General features: G+C 70.2%; 17 protein-coding genes. All 17 read left to right on the top strand.

Translation table 11 applies throughout. The annotated features are described in order from the left end of the window. Positions 1-56: 56 nt before the first annotated feature. The 17 genes from MF672_RS48215 to MF672_RS48135 all read left to right on the top strand — a co-directional run bounded on the left by MF672_RS48215 (position 57) and on the right by MF672_RS48135 (position 15,313). Positions 57-3,038 (top strand): sensor histidine kinase, encoded by a 2,982-nt coding sequence (locus MF672_RS48215; RefSeq protein ID WP_247815802.1) that lies wholly within the window; start codon positions 57-59, stop codon positions 3,036-3,038. Then, positions 3,035-3,457, top strand: a complete 423-nt coding sequence (locus MF672_RS48210; RefSeq protein WP_242384156.1) for a roadblock/LC7 domain-containing protein — start codon at positions 3,035-3,037, stop codon at positions 3,455-3,457. The genes MF672_RS48215 and MF672_RS48210 overlap by 4 nt, the downstream gene beginning before the upstream one ends. A gap of 4 nt (positions 3,458-3,461) precedes the next feature. Next, complete coding sequence (locus MF672_RS48205; protein WP_242384157.1) at positions 3,462-3,884, top strand: DUF742 domain-containing protein; 423 nt, start codon at positions 3,462-3,464, stop codon at positions 3,882-3,884. A 7-nt stretch (positions 3,885-3,891) separates the two neighbouring features. Next, a complete protein-coding gene (locus MF672_RS48200; RefSeq protein WP_219495644.1) occupies positions 3,892-4,452 on the top strand; it encodes a GTP-binding protein in 561 nt (186 codons plus the stop codon). A 57-nt stretch (positions 4,453-4,509) separates the two neighbouring features. Then, positions 4,510-6,072 (top strand): signal recognition particle protein, encoded by a 1,563-nt coding sequence (gene ffh / locus MF672_RS48195; RefSeq protein ID WP_242374530.1) that lies wholly within the window; start codon positions 4,510-4,512, stop codon positions 6,070-6,072. Between the two features lie 280 nt (positions 6,073-6,352). Next, positions 6,353-6,793 (top strand): 30S ribosomal protein S16, encoded by a 441-nt coding sequence (rpsP, locus tag MF672_RS48190; RefSeq protein ID WP_242374529.1) that lies wholly within the window; start codon positions 6,353-6,355, stop codon positions 6,791-6,793. Position 6,794: 1 nt separating this feature from the next. Further along, positions 6,795-7,040, top strand: coding sequence for an RNA-binding protein (locus MF672_RS48185; protein WP_125631367.1), 246 nt, complete (start codon positions 6,795-6,797; stop codon positions 7,038-7,040). A gap of 79 nt (positions 7,041-7,119) precedes the next feature. Further along, on the top strand, positions 7,120-7,620 hold the full coding sequence (gene rimM, locus MF672_RS48180) for a ribosome maturation factor RimM (protein WP_242374528.1): 501 nt from the start codon (positions 7,120-7,122) through the stop codon (positions 7,618-7,620). Beyond that, the gene (trmD, locus tag MF672_RS48175; protein WP_242374527.1) at positions 7,620-8,405 is read left to right on the top strand and encodes a tRNA (guanosine(37)-N1)-methyltransferase TrmD; all 786 of its coding nucleotides are present in this window, start codon (positions 7,620-7,622) and stop codon (positions 8,403-8,405) included. The genes rimM and trmD overlap by 1 nt, the downstream gene beginning before the upstream one ends. 151 nt (positions 8,406-8,556) lie before the next feature. Then, positions 8,557-8,919 carry a 50S ribosomal protein L19 gene (gene rplS, locus MF672_RS48170; RefSeq protein WP_242374525.1) on the top strand — a complete coding sequence of 121 codons (363 nt, stop codon included), beginning with the start codon at positions 8,557-8,559 and terminating at the stop codon, positions 8,917-8,919. A 153-nt stretch (positions 8,920-9,072) separates the two neighbouring features. Continuing rightward, positions 9,073-9,933, top strand: coding sequence for a signal peptidase I (lepB, locus tag MF672_RS48165; protein ID WP_247815801.1), 861 nt, complete (start codon positions 9,073-9,075; stop codon positions 9,931-9,933). Further along, entirely contained in the window at positions 9,933-10,526 is a 594-nt protein-coding gene (lepB, locus tag MF672_RS48160; protein WP_242374523.1) for a signal peptidase I, read from the top strand. Before lepB (MF672_RS48165) ends, lepB (MF672_RS48160) begins: the two co-directional genes overlap by 1 nt. A gap of 51 nt (positions 10,527-10,577) precedes the next feature. Next, a complete protein-coding gene (locus MF672_RS48155) occupies positions 10,578-11,246 on the top strand; it encodes a ribonuclease HII (protein WP_242374522.1) in 669 nt (222 codons plus the stop codon). 39 nt (positions 11,247-11,285) lie between these two features. Then, a complete protein-coding gene (locus tag MF672_RS48150; RefSeq protein ID WP_026215037.1) occupies positions 11,286-11,609 on the top strand; it encodes a DUF2469 domain-containing protein in 324 nt (107 codons plus the stop codon). Between the two features lie 194 nt (positions 11,610-11,803). Further along, positions 11,804-12,166 (top strand): hypothetical protein, encoded by a 363-nt coding sequence (locus MF672_RS48145; protein ID WP_247815800.1) that lies wholly within the window; start codon positions 11,804-11,806, stop codon positions 12,164-12,166. Between the two features lie 1,255 nt (positions 12,167-13,421). Continuing rightward, positions 13,422-13,775, top strand: coding sequence for a YraN family protein (locus MF672_RS48140; RefSeq protein ID WP_242374520.1), 354 nt, complete (start codon positions 13,422-13,424; stop codon positions 13,773-13,775). Beyond that, positions 13,775-15,313 (top strand): YifB family Mg chelatase-like AAA ATPase, encoded by a 1,539-nt coding sequence (locus tag MF672_RS48135; protein WP_242374519.1) that lies wholly within the window; start codon positions 13,775-13,777, stop codon positions 15,311-15,313. The genes MF672_RS48140 and MF672_RS48135 overlap by 1 nt, the downstream gene beginning before the upstream one ends. Positions 15,314-15,680: the final 367 nt, after the last annotated feature.

Here is a 15,680-nt window from a genome sequence, read left to right as displayed (position 1 = left end):
GGTTGCCACCAGTGAGGACAACAACGACCGACGCCGGTCGTGGTAGGGCCCCGGACGTGCCCGAAAAGTCAGCGGGCGGCGAGGTGCCAGAGGTTCAGCTGCCCAAGGCGGGCAGCTCGCTCGCGCTGCGCAACTGGCGTGTACGAACCCGCCTCATCGCCCTCATCGCCATCCCCACGATCGTGGCCGTCGTGCTGGGCGCGCTCCGCGTCACGAGCTCGATCGCCAGCGCGCAGCAGTACCAGATCGTGGGCGAGGTCAACACGCTCATCACCCAGGTCGCCGAGCTGTCGCGCGACCTCGGCCTCGAACGCGACCTGGCCAGCCGCTACGTCGCCTCCGGCCGCTCCGGCTCCGAGCTCGACCGGCTCACCGGCCAGCAGGGCATCGTGGACGTCAGCGTCAACCGGGTGCTCTCCAGCGCCAAGACCACCGAGTCGTCGTTGTCCGACATCGGCCGCAGGTCCTTGGACCGCATCAGGGTCCGCCTCTCGCAGCTCCGCTCGCTGCGCGAGACGGTGACCAAGACGCAGCTCCCGCCGCTGCCCACGATGGAGAAGTACTCCGAGACCATCGCCGAGCTGCTGCAGCTCTACGACGAGCTGGCCCAGGGCGCGACGGACGAGCAGCTCATCTCCACCGCCGCCGCCCTCCGCTCCATCGCCCGCGCCGAGGAGGAGGCCTCCAAGCAGCGCGCGCTGCTGGCCATCGCGCTGGCCCGCGGCTCGTTCGAGGAGACCGAGTTCAACGCGTTCCTCGACGCCGGGTCCAAGCGCAACAGCGAGCGGGCGGCCTTCCGCTCCGCCGCCACCCTCCAGCAGCGCCAGATGTTCGACGACACGGTCGCGAACCTCAAGATCGGCCGCGCCGAGTTCTTCATCGACCGCGCCGTCCTGCTGCACAACAACGCGGTCGGCGTGGCCGCCAGCAACAACGTCACCGGCACCCGCTACCTGCGCCGCCTCGACGCCGGCAACGACGACGCCAACCTCTGGTTCGACTCCATCGGCGAGACCGTCAACCGCCTCCACCAGGTCCAGAAGACCCTGGGCGTGCAGGTCGCCACCCGGAGCACCGACGTCGCGGGCGCCGACCGGCAGCTCGCCGCGATCAACATCGCGATCGTCGTCGGCCTGCTGATCCTGGTCCTCGCGATCACCGCCGTCATGGCCGGCTCGCTGGTCCGCCCGCTGCGCCGGCTGCGCGGCGACGCCCTGAAGATCGCCGGCCAGACGCTGCCCGACCTGGTCCGCCAGCTCCGCGAGAGCGACGTCAGCCCCGAGCAGCTCCGCGTGCCGCCCATCGAGATCAACTCCAGGGACGAGATCGGTGAAGTGGCGCGGGCCTTCGACGAGGTCCACCGCGAGGCGGTCCGCCTGGCGGGCGAGGAGTCCAAGCTGCGGGCCAACGTCAACGCGATGTTCGTGAACCTGTCGCGGCGCAGCCAGACGCTGGTGGAGCGGCAGATCACCCTGATCGACGGGCTGGAGCAGGGCGAGCAGGACGAGCAGCGGCTCAGCAACCTGTTCAAGCTGGACCACCTGGCCACCCGTATGCGGCGCAACAGCGAGAACCTGCTGGTGCTCGCCGGCCAGGAGCCGCCGCGCCGCTGGAGCCAGCCGGTCAAGCTGGTGGACGTGGCCCGCGCCTCGCTGTCGGAGGTCGAGAACTACGAGCGGGTCGTGCTGGAGGTGCCCGAGGGCGTCGCCATCGCCGGCCAGGCCGTCAACGACGTCATCCACCTGCTGGCCGAGCTGATCGAGAACGCGCTGTCGTTCTCGCCCCGCGAGACCCGCGTCCCCGTCTCCGGCAGCCGGATCGACGGCGGCGGCATCATGCTCTCCATCAGCGACTCCGGCATCGGCATGACCGCCGAGGAGCTGGCTCAGGCCAACGACCGGCTGGCCAGCGCCCCCACCGTGGACGTGTCGGTGTCCCGCCGCATGGGCCTGTTCGTGGTCGCCCGCCTGGCGCACCGCCACGGCATCCGGGTGCAGCTCCGCCCGCACGGCTCGGGCGGCCTGACCGCCATGGTGCTCATCCCCGAGTCGCTGCTCGGCGCGCAGGCGCCGTCGTACTCCGGCTCCACCCCCGCGGGGGCGGGCGCCGGGCCGGCGTCGCAGGAGTTCCCCTCGCCGCAGCCCGCGGCCGCCGGCGGCGGCTGGCCGCCGTCGTCCTACCAGCTCGGCCCTGGGCATCCGTCCTACCCGTCGTACCCGTCGGCGGAGCCCGCCGCGGCCGGCTCCCCGTGGTCGTCGGCCCCGCAGTGGCCCTCGGACAACGGCATGGGCAACGGCATGGGCGGCGGCATGGGCGGCGGCATGGGCGGCGGCATGGGCGGCGGCATGGGGCCGGGCGGCGGCAACGGCGTCGGCGCTGGTGCCGGGACCGGCAACTGGATGGCCGGCAACTCCGCCCCCTCCTCGGACGTGTGGGTCTCCTCGCGCGGCCCGGTGACCGGCGAGACCACGGCGCTGCCGCGCCGGGGCGCCGTGCCGGAGGAGCCGTCGCCCTGGACCCGCGCCCCCGCCGAGGAGCCCAGCCCGTGGACGCGCGGCCCCGCGCAGCAGCAGGCGGGCCCCGCGCCGCGTTTCGACTTCCCCGAGACCGAGTCGGCCGCCACGGGCCCGATCCCCGTGGTCAAGCCGGCCACGTCGGGGGACGAGTACCTGCCGATCTTCGCCTCGGTCGAGTCGGCCTGGTTCGAGCACGGCTCCGACGCCGCCGCCGCCACCTGGGGCTCCAGCAAGGCGGACGAGGGCTGGAGCGCGGCCAAGGCCGTGGTCGAGCCGGTCCGCGACGGGGCGACGGCCGCCGGGCTGCCCAAGCGGGTGCCCAAGGCCAACCTGGTGCCCGGCTCGGCCGACACCGTCTCGGCCCCGAAGGGCGTCGCGCCCATGCCGGCCGTCTCCCCGGACCGGGTGCGCAGCCGCCTGTCCAGCTTCCAGCAGGGCTTCCGGGCGGCACGCGATGACATCAGCGAGGGCAGGACGTACGGGTCCGGCCCCAGGAGTGACAGCAGGGAGGAGGGCGCGTGAACGACCTGAGCCACGCGGCACGCGGGGTTGACTGGTTGATCACCGACTTCGTCAGTACCGTTCCCGGGGTCGCGCACGCGGTGGTGGTTTCGTCCGACGGGCTGCCGCTCGCGGCCTCGGCCGGATTCCCGCCCGACCGGGCCGACCAGCTGGCCGCCATCGCCTCCGGCCTGGTGAGCCTGACGCAGGGCGCGGCCAGGGTCTTCGAGGGCGGAGCCGTCAATCAGACGATCGTGGAGATGCACCGGGGCCTGATGCTGATCATGTCGATCAGCGACGGCTCGTGCCTGGCGGTCCTGGCCGCCCCCGACTGTGACATGGGTCTGGTGGCGTACCAGATGACGCTCATGGTTGACCGCGCCGGGCAGGTGCTGACCCCGGCTGTGCGCGCGGAGCTGCGTGCCAGCCAGACCAGGTGATGGAATGACGAACCCCACGTGGAACAGCGGAGGCTGGAACAGCGGCGGATGGGAGCCCCCGCCGCCGCCCCAGCCCACCGCCGCCGACCCCGCCTCGCCGGTGCGGCCCTACGCCGTCACCGGCGGGCGCACCGCGCCCAAGGTCAAGCTGGCGATGGAGGCCCTGGTGTCCTCGGCGACCGCCGAGCACCGGGAGTTCTCCCACATCACGCCGGAGTACAAGGCGATCAGCCAGCTCTGCCTGCAGGTCAGGTCGGTGGCGGAGGTGTCGGCGCTGCTGCGGATACCGCTCGGCGTGGTGCGTGTTCTGATCGCGGACATGGCGGCCGAGGGCCTCGTACGAGTGCACCAGCCGCAGCTGGAATCGGGTGGTAGACCGGACGTCAGCCTCCTGGAAAGGGTGCTCAGTGGACTTCGCAGGCTCTAGCCCCGGCCTGACCTCGACGAAGATCGTCGTGGCCGGGGGCTTCGGCGTCGGCAAGACGACGTTCGTCGGCGCGGTGTCGGAGATCATGCCGTTGACCACGGAGGCGGTCATGACCGACGCCTCCGCCGGCATCGACGACCTGGGCATGACGCCGCTGAAGTCGACGACGACCGTGGCCATGGACTTCGGCCGCGTCTCGCTGGACCGTGACCTGATCCTGTACCTGTTCGGCACGCCCGGGCAGCACCGGTTCTGGTTCATGTGGGACGACCTCGTGCGCGGCGCGATCGGCGCGGTGGTGCTGGTGGACACCCGCCGGCTGGCCGACAGCTTCCCGGCCATCGACTACTTCGAAGAGGCGCAGCTGCCGTTCATCGTCGGCATCAACGGCTGGGACGGGCAGTACCCGCACAGCGACGGCGAGGTGCGCGACGCGCTCACCCTGGCCCCGCACATCCCGATGGTCCGGCTGGACGCCCGCTCCAAGGACTCCGTCAAGGGCGCTCTGATCAACCTGGTCGAGCACGCTCTCACGGTTCGCATGGCCGTGCCAGGCTGGAGCGGCTAGGGAAGCGGCTAGGCTGGAGTCTTAGACGTTCATTCGCTTCGAGGACTGGCCAACCACGTGTTCGAGACGCTTTCCGACCGCCTCACATCGGTATTCTCCTCCCTCCGATCCAAGGGCCGGCTGTCCGATGCCGACATCGACGCCACCACCCGGGAGATCCGCATCGCCCTGCTGGAGGCCGATGTCGCGCTCCCGGTGGTCAAGGCGTTCGTCGCCCAGGTCAAGGAGCGCGCCCGCGGGGCCGAGGTCTCCCAGGCGCTCAACCCGGCGCAGCAGGTCGTCAAGATCGTCAATGACGAGCTGATCGAGATCCTCGGCGGCGAGACCCGCAGGCTCCGCCTGGCCAAGACGCCGCCGACCGTCATCATGCTGGCGGGCCTGCAGGGCGCCGGCAAGACGACCCTGGCGGGCAAGCTGGCCAAGTGGCTGCGCGAGCAGGGCCACGCGCCCATGCTGGTCGCCGCCGACCTCCAGCGGCCCAACGCCGTCCAGCAGCTCCAGGTCGTCGGCGAGCGGGCCCAGGTCGCCGTCTACGCGCCCGAGCCGGGCAACGGCGTCGGCGACCCGATCGGCGTGGCCCGCCGCTCCATCGACGAGGCCAGGCGGCTGCAGCACGACATCGTCATCATCGACACCGCCGGCCGCCTCGGCATCGACCAGGAGATGATGAAGCAGGCCGCCGACATCCGCGACGCGGTGCGGCCCGACGAGGTCCTGTTCGTCGTCGACGCCATGATCGGCCAGGACGCCGTCACCACGGCGCAGGCGTTCATGGAGGGCGTCGGCTTCGACGGCGTCGTGCTCACCAAGCTCGACGGCGACGCCCGCGGCGGCGCGGCCCTGTCGGTGCGGCACATCACCGGCCGGCCGATCATGTTCGCCTCCACCGGCGAGAAGCTGGAAGACTTCGACGCCTTCCACCCCGACCGCATGGCCTCCCGCATCCTCGACATGGGTGACATCCTCACCCTGATCGAGCAGGCCCAGAAGACGTTCGACGAGGAGCAGGCCGCCAAGATGGCGGGCAAGCTCACCTCGGGCGAGAACTTCACGCTGGACGACTTCCTCGAGCAGATGATGATGGTCCAGAAGATGGGCCCCATCAAGAACCTGCTCGGCATGATGCCCGGCATGGGCCAGATGCGCGACCAGCTCAACGCCATCGACGACCGCGACCTCGACCGCATCGCCGCGATCATCCGCTCGATGACCCCGGCCGAGCGCCAGGACCCGAAGATCATCAACGGCTCCCGCCGCGCCCGCATCGCGGCCGGCTCCGGCGTCACGGTCAGCGCGGTCAGCAACCTCGTCACCCGCTTCTTCGAGGCCCAGAAGATGATGAAGCGGGTCGCGGGCGGCATGGGCATCCCCGGCATGCCGGGCGGCCGGGGCAAGGCGGCCAAGCAGCAGAAGAAGAACAAGAAGGGCCGGCGCGTCAGCGGCGACCCGCGCAAGGCGGCGCTGGAGAAGTCGGCGGCCGGCGCGGGCTCCGGAGACGGCGAGGCGCAGGCGCCCAAGCCGGGGGGCATGCTGGGCAACCTGCACGGCAAGCTGCCGCCGGGGCTGGAGCTGCCGCCCGGCTTCGACCCGTCCAAGCTCAAGCTGCCCGGCCAGAAGTAGCCGCCCGGCCGGGCCGCCGGCCCGGCCGCGGGCTTCCTCCCGCCGCCACCGCCTCCCTTTCGGCTGCCGCCTCGATCGTTGCCGGGGCTTTGCGCGTCCTTCCGCGTGTGGTCGTGGGCAGTGACGGCGATCTGGCACAATGGCATGTTGGAACACCGTGACCAGGTGGGCGCCCTCTCACCGTCTCGCCGGCCACGCCTGTCCCTGGAGCGTCGTCCTGTCGTGCCCCACTCGGCGCGGCGCCGCTCACCCACGCTCGAATGCAGGAGAGACCACACCCGTGGCAGTCAAGATCAAGCTCAAGCGGCTCGGCATGATCCGCAACGCGCAGTACCGTATCGTCGTCGCCGACAGCCGCACCAAGCGTGACGGCCGGGCGATCGAGGAGATCGGCCTGTACCACCCGAAGGAAGAGCCTTCGCGCATCGAGGTCGACGCCGAGCGTGCGGCTTACTGGCTGGGGGTCGGCGCCCAGCCGACCGAGCCGGTGCTGAAGCTGCTCAAGCTCACCGGCGACTGGCAGAAGTTCAAGGGCGAGGCCGCCCCGGCGCCGCTCAAGGTCGCCGAGCCCAAGGCCGACCGGCACGCCCTCTACGAGGCCGCGGCCAAGGAGGCCCTGTCCGGTGGCGACACCGGCACGGCCGCCACCACGCCGCGCAGGTCCAAGAAGAAGGACGAGTCCGAGGCCCCCGCCGAGACCCCGACCGAGGGCGAGGCCTGACGTGCTCGAGGAGGCTCTCGAGCACCTCGTGAAGGGCATCGTCGAACATCCCGACGATGTCCGGGTCCGCGCACGCCGCATCCGCAGCGGGCGCGTCCTGGAGGTCCGGGTGCACCCCGAGGACCTGGGCAAGGTCATCGGTCGCGGCGGGCGCACCGCCAAGGCGCTGCGCACGGTCGTGAACGCCCTGGCCGACGGGAAGTACGTGCGGGTCGATCTGCTCGACCTGAACGAAGCAGTCCGTTAGCGTCAGGTTTTCCGCGCCCTCATCGGTCCGCCGACCGGTGGGGGCGCGCCGCGTTGGAGACGTTGGAAAGGGCACATTCGTGCAGTTGGTCGTCGGCCGGATAGGCCGCCCGCACGGCGTTCGGGGCGAGGTCACCGTCGAGGTGCGCACGGACGAGCCCGAGCGGCGCTTCGCCGCCGGCGCGTCCCTCGCCACCGACCCCGCAGGCCGGGGCCCCCTCGTGGTCGCCGGCCGCCGCTGGCACAAGGACATCCTGCTGCTGTCGTTCGAAGGCGTGATCGGCCGCGACGCCGCCGAGGAGCTGCGGGGCACCATGCTCGTCATCGACTCGGCCGAGGTCGAGCCCTCCGACGACCCCGACGAGTTCCACGACCACCAGCTCATCGGCCTCGCCGTCGAGACCGTCTCCGGCGAGCCCGTGGGGGAGGTGGAGGACGTCCTGCACCACGGCCAGGACCTCCTCGTGGTGCGCCGCAAGGGGCAGGAGGACGCGCTGATCCCGTTCGTCAAGGCGCTGGTGCCCGAGGTGGACGTGGCGGGCGGCCGGCTGGTCGTGGACCCGCCGGAGGGCCTGCTCTGATGCGGCTCGACATCATCTCGATCTTCCCCGAGTACTTCGCGCCGCTGGACGTCTCCCTCATCGGCAAGGCGCGCGGGCGCGGCACCCTCGACGTGCGGGTCCACCAGCTGCGCGACTGGGCGCACGACGTGCACAAGACGGTGGACGACACGCCCTACGGGGGCGGTCCCGGCATGGTGATGAAGCCCGAGGTGTGGGGCGAGGCCATCGACGACGTCCTCGCCTCGGGCGACGGCTCACCCAGGTTCGTCGTGCCGACGCCGAGCGGGCGGCCCTTCACCCAGGAGCTGGCGCAGGAACTGGCGGCCGAGCCGTGGCTGCTGTTCGCCTGCGGCCGCTACGAGGGCATCGACGCGCGCGTCATGGCCGAGTACGGCGGCCGGCTGCGCGTGGACGAGGTCAGCATCGGCGACTACGTGCTGGCCGGCGGCGAGGTCGCGGTGCTGGTCATGGTGGAGGCGGTGGGGCGGCTGCTGCCCGGCGTGCTGGGCAACGCGCAGTCGGCCGTCGACGACTCCTTCGCGCCCGGCTCCATGCGGAACCTCGTCGAGGGCCCCGTCTACACCAAGCCGCCGGTCTGGCGCGGCCACGAGGTGCCGGCCGTGCTGCTGTCCGGGCACCACGGCAAGGTGGCCCGGTGGCGGCGCGACGAGGCGCTGCGGCGCACCGTCCGCAACCGGCCCGACCTGGCCGCGGCGCTCGACCCGGACACGCTCGACAAACACGACAGGAAGCTGCTCGATGAGCTGTCGTTTCGCGTCGAACGGGAAGATGTGGCAAACTGAATCGCTGCCTCTCATCATGAGGTTGGTGGCGCATGCCCGGAAGTGACCCGGGCCTGACGACAGCAAGCGCGTCCGCTTCGCTGCTGCGCTCTCTCGACAGAGCTCGGCCGAGTGGACCTCCGCATGCCCCCGACTTTGAGGAATGACTCTCATGCACACGAAGATCCAGGAGCTCGAGAAGGCGACCCTGCGCAGCGACGTCCCGGGCTTCCGTCCCGGTGACACGCTCGAGGTCCACGTACGCGTCGTCGAGGGCAACCGCTCCCGTATCCAGGTCTTCAAGGGCTTCGTGCTGCGCCGGCAGGGCAGCGGCGCCCGCGAGACCTTCACCGTCCGCAAGGTCAGCTACGGCGTCGGCGTCGAGCGCACCTTCCCCGTGCACAGCCCGGTGATCGAGAAGATCGTGCTCGCCACCCGTGGCGACGTCCGCCGCGCCAAGCTCTACTACATGCGTGACCTGCGCGGCAAGGCCGCCCGCATCCGCGAGAAGCGCGAGACGACGGCCGCCAAGTGAGCCTTTGACTCGTCTTTCCGAAACGACCCGTGCCCGGGTGGCGCGGGTCGTTTCGGTTTTACGGCGGCGTTTCTTTTATGTGGAGCGACCCGTGCATGGGTGTAACGTCGGTCGAGGCTTGTCGAGCCGGTGCATCATCTAGGCTCGTCAGCGATGACTAGCGAGAGCCAGGAGCACGGCGCGACGCGCCGCCCTGTCGAGGACGAGGTGGACGTGGTCGCGGAAGAGACTCAGAAGCCGGCCAAGGGCGGAAAGAAGGAAAAGAAGGGGTCGTTCTGGAAAGAACTTCCCGTTCTGATCGTGGTGGCCGTGGTGCTCGCCCTGATCATCAAGACGTTCGTGGTCCAGGCGTTCTACATCCCGTCCGAGTCGATGGAGAACACCCTGCTGAAGAACGACAGGGTGCTGGTCAACAAGCTCGTCTACCACACGCGCGACATCGAGCGCGGCGACGTGGTGGTCTTCTCGGGCGTCGACTCCTGGGACGGCGAGTTCCAGCTCGAGGAGCCGTCCAACCCGGTCGAGGGCTTCTTCCGGTGGGTCGGCACGGCGTTCGGCATCGTCCCCGGCGAGAAGGACTACATCAAGCGCGTCATCGGGGTCGGCGGCGACCACGTCAAGTGTTGCGACTCCAAGGGCCGCATCACGGTCAACGGCACGCCCATCGACGAGGAGAGCTACCTCTACCCGGGCAACGTGCCCTCCGACCGCTTCTTCGACATCACCGTCCCGTCTGGGCGGCTGTGGGTGATGGGCGACCACCGGTCGGTGTCGCTCGACTCGCGCTCCCACACCGGTGACCCGGGCGGCGGCTCCATTCCTGTGGGCCAGGTCATCGGGCGCGCCTTCGTCATCGTCTGGCCGTTCGACCGGGCCACTGTGCTGGACATTCCCGACACCTTCGCGCAGCCGGCGCTCCAGGCCCTCGGCGGGTCGGTGCCGCTGGTCGCCGGGTTCGGGCTGGCCGTACCCTTGGTCCTGGTCCGTCGGCGCCGGCGCATGAGGAGGCGTTGATGGCCGTCACCAAGAAGGCGGAGGGCGTGGGCAAAGAGAAGAAGAAGGGCGGCTTCCGGGAGACGCTGCTGCTCCTGGTCCTCGGCGTGGGCATCGCGCTGCTGCTGCAGGCCTTCGTGGTCGGCTCGTTCTACATCCCGTCCGTGTCCATGGAGAACACCCTGCTCGTCAACGATCGCGTGTTCGTCAACAAGCTGGCGGGCAAGCCGGAGCGGGGCGACATCGTGGTGTTCAAGGGCTGGAACGGCGAGGACACCATCAAGCGCGTCATCGGCGTCGGCGGCGACCACGTCAAGTGCTGCGACGCCAAGAAGCGCATCACCGTCAACGGCACGGCGCTGGACGAGACGTCCTATCTCCACCCCGGAGATTTCGCCTCTGGCGATAAATTCGACGTCACGGTGCCGGCCGGCAAGCTGTGGCTGATGGGCGACCACCGCAGCGCCTCGGCCGACTCGCGGGCCCACATGGAGGAGCCCGGTGGGGGCTTCATCTCGGAGAACGACGTGATCGGCAAGGCCGTGGTGCGCTACTGGCCGCTCTCGCGCGGCTACCTCTTCGCGCGTCCCGACATTTTCGACAACGTCAAGTAGAGGTGCTTTCGGTCGCGGGCTGCGGCGAATGGGGCGTACGCTGCCTCTGTCATGACAGTTGCGTTCCGCCCTCGACCGAGCGTCGTCCGGCGCGATTCCGGGCTCTACGCCTATGAGCGGGCGCTCGCCCGCCGCGGCCTCACCCCGATCGCCGGCGTCGACGAGGCCGGCCGCGGCGCCTGCGCCGGGCCGCTCGTGGTCGCGGCCGTCGTGCTGCGCAAGCAGATCGACGGCCTCGGCGACTCCAAGCTCCTCACGCCGGCCGTGCGCGAACACCTCTACGAGCGCATCATGCGCGTCTCCCACGTAGGCGTAGTGATCATCCCGCCGGGGGAGATCGATGCCAAAGGTCTTCACAAGTGCAACGTCTCGGGAATGCGGCGAGCCGTCGCACAGTTGCCCTGTGATCCGGAGTACATCCTGACGGACGGTTTCCCCGTTCCGGGGCTGCCCGCGCCGTCGCTGGCCGTGTGGAAGGGGGACCAGGTGGCCGCGTGCGTGGCGGCCGCGTCCATCGTGGCCAAGGTGACCAGGGACCGCCTGATGGTGGCGCTCGACGAGCGCTACCCGCAGTACGGTTTCGCCGAGCACAAGGGGTATGTGACCCCAGGGCACCGGCTGGCGCTGGGAACGCACGGCCCGTGTCCGGACCACCGTTACTCCTTCGTCACGGTGGCCAGGCAGATGGGTGAGAATGAAATGGGGGCCGGGGTTGCCTGAGCAGGCGAACCGGGGGACCGGTACGACAGGAGGACCGCGATGAGCGCAGAGGATCTCGAAAAGTACGAAACCGAGATGGAGCTGCAGCTTTACCGCGAATACCGCGATGTCGTCGGTTTGTTCACATATGTGGTGGAGACCGAGCGGCGGTTCTATCTGACCAACTCCGTCGACCTCGACGTCCGCACCGCGGAGAACGGCGACGTCTTCTTCGACGTCAAGATGCAGGACGCGTGGGTGTGGGACATGTACCGGCCGGCGCGTTTTGTGAAGAACGTCCGGGTGGTCACGTTCAAGGACGTGAACGTGGAGGAACTGGCCAAGGCTGACCTGGAGATGCCGAAGGAGGGCTTCTCCGGCTGACCCCCTCCTGCGCGGGCCCCACCCGCCCATCCGACGCCCTGTCCGCTTTCCGTGAGGTCCCAGCTGGGGTGAGCGACGTCCCGCCTGAGGCCAGCAGCCTTCTGCCGCTGTGAGCGGTCTCTTCTTGTCCGTGTGAGCGATTTCCTGCGGGCGTCATCGACCTCCTGCCGGCGGTGAAGGACGTCCGGCCAGACGTGCGCTATCTCTTGCTCCACGTTCACGGCCTGCTGCCATACGTTCGCGACCTGCTGCCTGAGGCCAGCAACCTCCTGTTCGACGTCTGCGACGTCCTGCGCGACGCCGGGGCCCTTCCGCTCAACATCTGTGACGTCCTACCTGACGTCAGCAATCTTCTGGACGTCAGCGATCTTCTGGACGTCAGCGACCTTCTGGACGTCAGCGACCTTCTGGACGTCAGCGACCTTCTGGATCTCAGCGACCTTCTGCCCGACGTCCGCGCCACCCTGCCTGAGGCCAGCGACCTACGCTCGGCATCTGCGACGTTCTGCCCACGTCCGCCCGACGTCAAGGCCGAGTCACGTCCACGTCCTGCATGAGATCCCGCCGCAGCAGCCGTCCGTCTGGCCACTTCCGCGGAGCCTCGGCCGCACAGAACCGTCTCCACTTCACCCTTGCGGCCTGCTGCTCGTCCTACAGCCACCACTCAACACACCCACCGTCCGGTCCGCCCTCCGCTCCTTAGCCCGCGCCCCGCGCCGCTTTGCCCGTCTTTCTCTTTGCCTATCTGTCTCTCCTTCCGCCCCCGTCCTCGCCCCCGTCCTCGCCCCCGTCCTCGCCCCCGTCCTCGCCCCTGTCCTCGCCCCCGCCAGGCCGCCCCCGCCAGGCCGCCCTCGCTGGGCCGCTCTCGCTGGGCCGCTCCCCGCCGCGCCCCCTGACCCCGCCGCACCAGCCGGGGCACCGCGCCCTCGCTCCTCTGCCCGTCCTTCGGTCCTCGGTCCGCCCCCTGCCGGCCTTCCCGCCTGCTCCTGGCCCCCCTCTGGCCGTCTGCCCTTGACCGTCCATCTTCTGGCCCTCCGCCATTCGCTTGTGCAAGCTCTCAACCGGCCTGTGGTGTGCGGCGACCACTGCCGTCTGGCTCTCGCGTCCATGCCACCCCTTGCCAGCGCCACCCCCCGCCGATGCGCTGGCCAGACCGCGCCGCCCTGCCTCGCCCATGCCCTGCGCCGCGCCTCTGCACGATGCGCCGCGCCTCTGCACGATGTCCCTGCGTGCCGCTCCTGCACCGCATCCGCGCCGCGCTCCTGTACCGCATCCTGCGACTTGCTCCTGCACAGCGTCCTTTAGACCCCCCTGTACCCGTTCGCCCCCTGCGTCACTTCGGACCGGCGTCCCGTGCGCCGTGCTCCGTCGGCGACCGCCCCAGCAGCGGTGCCACTGCTCCGGACCGCCACGTCCCGCTCCGCCCCAACCCGCGCCCCCACAAGCCCCAGCACCGCTTCACACGGCCTTGGCACCTACCGCAGCTCTTCCCACGAGACGGCCACAACCCCGCAGCCCACAGTCCGCGAACCGCAGCAAGTAGCCGCCCCACCCCCGACGCAGCTCGCCCGTGACTTCCTGCGCCCTGCCTCCCCAAGCCGCACCCACCCACCCCGTCATCCACAGGCACCCGCACCCGCGACACCTCTATCCCCAGAACCACATTCGGCCCCACGACCCCCGCCCCGCCTCCGGCAAGGTCGACCCGGCACGTCCCGAAGTCCCAGCGTCTGCACCACCGAAACAAGCCACCCACCCACCCACCAACCCGCAGGCCCCTCATGACCTCGACCCGACCGGAGGCAACGCCACATGGCCAAGAAGGACGAACTCGGCAAACAGGGCGAGCAACTGGCCGCCATCTACCTGGAGGCCAAGGGCATGAAGATCATCGACCGCAACTGGCGCTGCCGCCACGGCGAGATCGACATCATCGCCGAAGACGGCTCGACCCTCATCGTCGTCGAGGTCAAGACCCGCTCCAGCAGATCCCACGGCACCGCCCTGGAGTCGGTGAACCCCCGGAAGCTCTCCAGACTCCGCCTGCTCGCCGCCCAGTGGCTCGCCACCCAGCCCCGCACCTTCGAAGCCATCCGCGTGGATGTCGTCGCCCTGGAACGCTTCGCCGGTGACTTCGCCCTACGTCACATGCGAGGAGTGTTCTGATGGCCGTGGCCCGCACCCGCAGCGTCGCCCTCGTGGGCGTCACCGGCCGCACGGTGGAGATCGAAGCCGACGTGGGCAACGGCCTGGCGGGCATCCACCTGATCGGCCTTCCCGACACGGCCCTGAGCGAGGCGCGCGACCGGGTGCGATCCGCAGTGGTCAACAGCATGTACCCGTGGCCCGACGCCCGCATCATCGTCAGCCTGTTTCCAGCCACCCTTCCCAAACGCGGCTCGCAGTTCGACCTCGCCATAGCCATGGCGATCCTGGGCGCGGCCGGTGTGGTCCCGGCCGAACGCGTCGCGGACCCGTTCTTCCTGGGCGAGCTGGGTCTCGACGGCCGCATCAGGCCGGTACGCGGCGTCCTGCCCGCCGTCCTCGGCGCCGCCAGGCACGGAGACGCCACGATCGTCGTCCCCTCCGGGAACTCCGCCGAAGCGTCCCTGGTTCCCGACGTCAAGGTGATCCCCATGGCGTGCCTCCGCCAGCTGGTCGAATGGCTGCGCAAGGGCGACGAGGAGGCTCCCGAGCCCGGCCCTGAAGATGATTCCGAGCCCTGCTCGCCGCCCACGAACCCAGCCCTCGACCTCGCAGACGTCGTCGGCCAGCCGGTCGCCCGCCGGGCCCTGGAGGTCTGCGCCGCCGGCGGTCACAACCTGTGGATGCTCGGCCCGCCCGGCACCGGCAAGACCATGCTGGCCGAACGCCTCCCCACGCTCCTCCCCGACCTGGAGCTCGATCACGCCCTGGAGGTCACGGCCATCCACTCGGTCGCGGGCGTCCTGCCGCCCAGCGCCCCCATGATGAGCAGGCCGCCGTTCGTCTCCCCGCATCACACGGCGACCTCGGCCGCGATCATCGGCGGCGGCAGCGCGATCGTCCGGCCCGGGGCCGTTTCCCTCGCCCACCGGGGCGTGCTGTTCATGGACGAGGCCCCGGAGTTCCCCCGCCACGTCCTCGACGCCCTGCGCCAGCCCCTGGAATCCGGCCGCGTCACGGTGTCGAGATCGGCGGGTTCGGTCACCTTCCCGGCACGCTTCATGCTGGTCCTGGCCGCGAACCCATGCCCGTGTGCCCAGACCGACGAGCACGGCGACACCTGCAGGTGTTCCCCCACAGCCAGGCGCCGCTACCTGGGCAGACTTTCGGGTCCCCTCCTCGACCGCATCGACATGAAGGTCACCGTGGCCCGCGCGTCCCGCCGCGAGCTCATGGCCGACCGGCAGTTCACGGAGTCCAGCGCGACGGTGGCCGAACGCGTGCTGGCCGCTCGCGAACGCGCCGCCAAACGCCTCAGCGGCACCCCATGGCGCACCAACGCCGAAATCCCCTCATCCGTCCTCCACAGCGACTACCGCCCGTCGCCGGAGGCCATGAAGCCCATGACCACCTGCCTCGACGCAGGCACTCTGACCGCCCGCGGCCTCGACCGCGCCGTACGCGTCTCCTGGACCCTGGCCGACCTGGCCGACAAGGACCGCCCCGAGGAAGACGAAACGACCACCGCCCTCCACTTCTGGCTCGGAGTGACGTCCTGATGCCCATTCCCTCCGCCCTCCCCACACCACCTTCCAACCCCGACAAGCACCCCCACCCACCCCGACCAGCCTCCTCGACCAGCCACCAAGGCACTCCCCGCTCTCTCCCGTCCACCCACCCCCAACAGCCCCGCCCCGCACTACCACAAACCCCAGGAACCCCGCCACCAGGAACTTCAACGAAAGCAAGCCCACCCGACTCAGCTCCTCCAGATCTCCAATCCCCGCCTACCGCCCACACCACAGGCAGGCGCAACCAGCCCCAGCCGCTTGAGACAAGTCATCATGTCGGCCAGGACCCAACAGGCCACCCGCCAACAAACCGGACCTCCCCGCCCCTCCTCCCATCGCGTCACCACCCGGCCTC

Origin of the sequence: Actinomadura luzonensis (assembly GCF_022664455.2) — a bacterium.
GTDB classification, from domain to species: domain Bacteria; phylum Actinomycetota; class Actinomycetes; order Streptosporangiales; family Streptosporangiaceae; genus Nonomuraea; species Nonomuraea luzonensis.
Note: the sequence above shows the minus strand (reverse complement) of the source record. Positions and strands in the feature narration are given on the sequence as shown.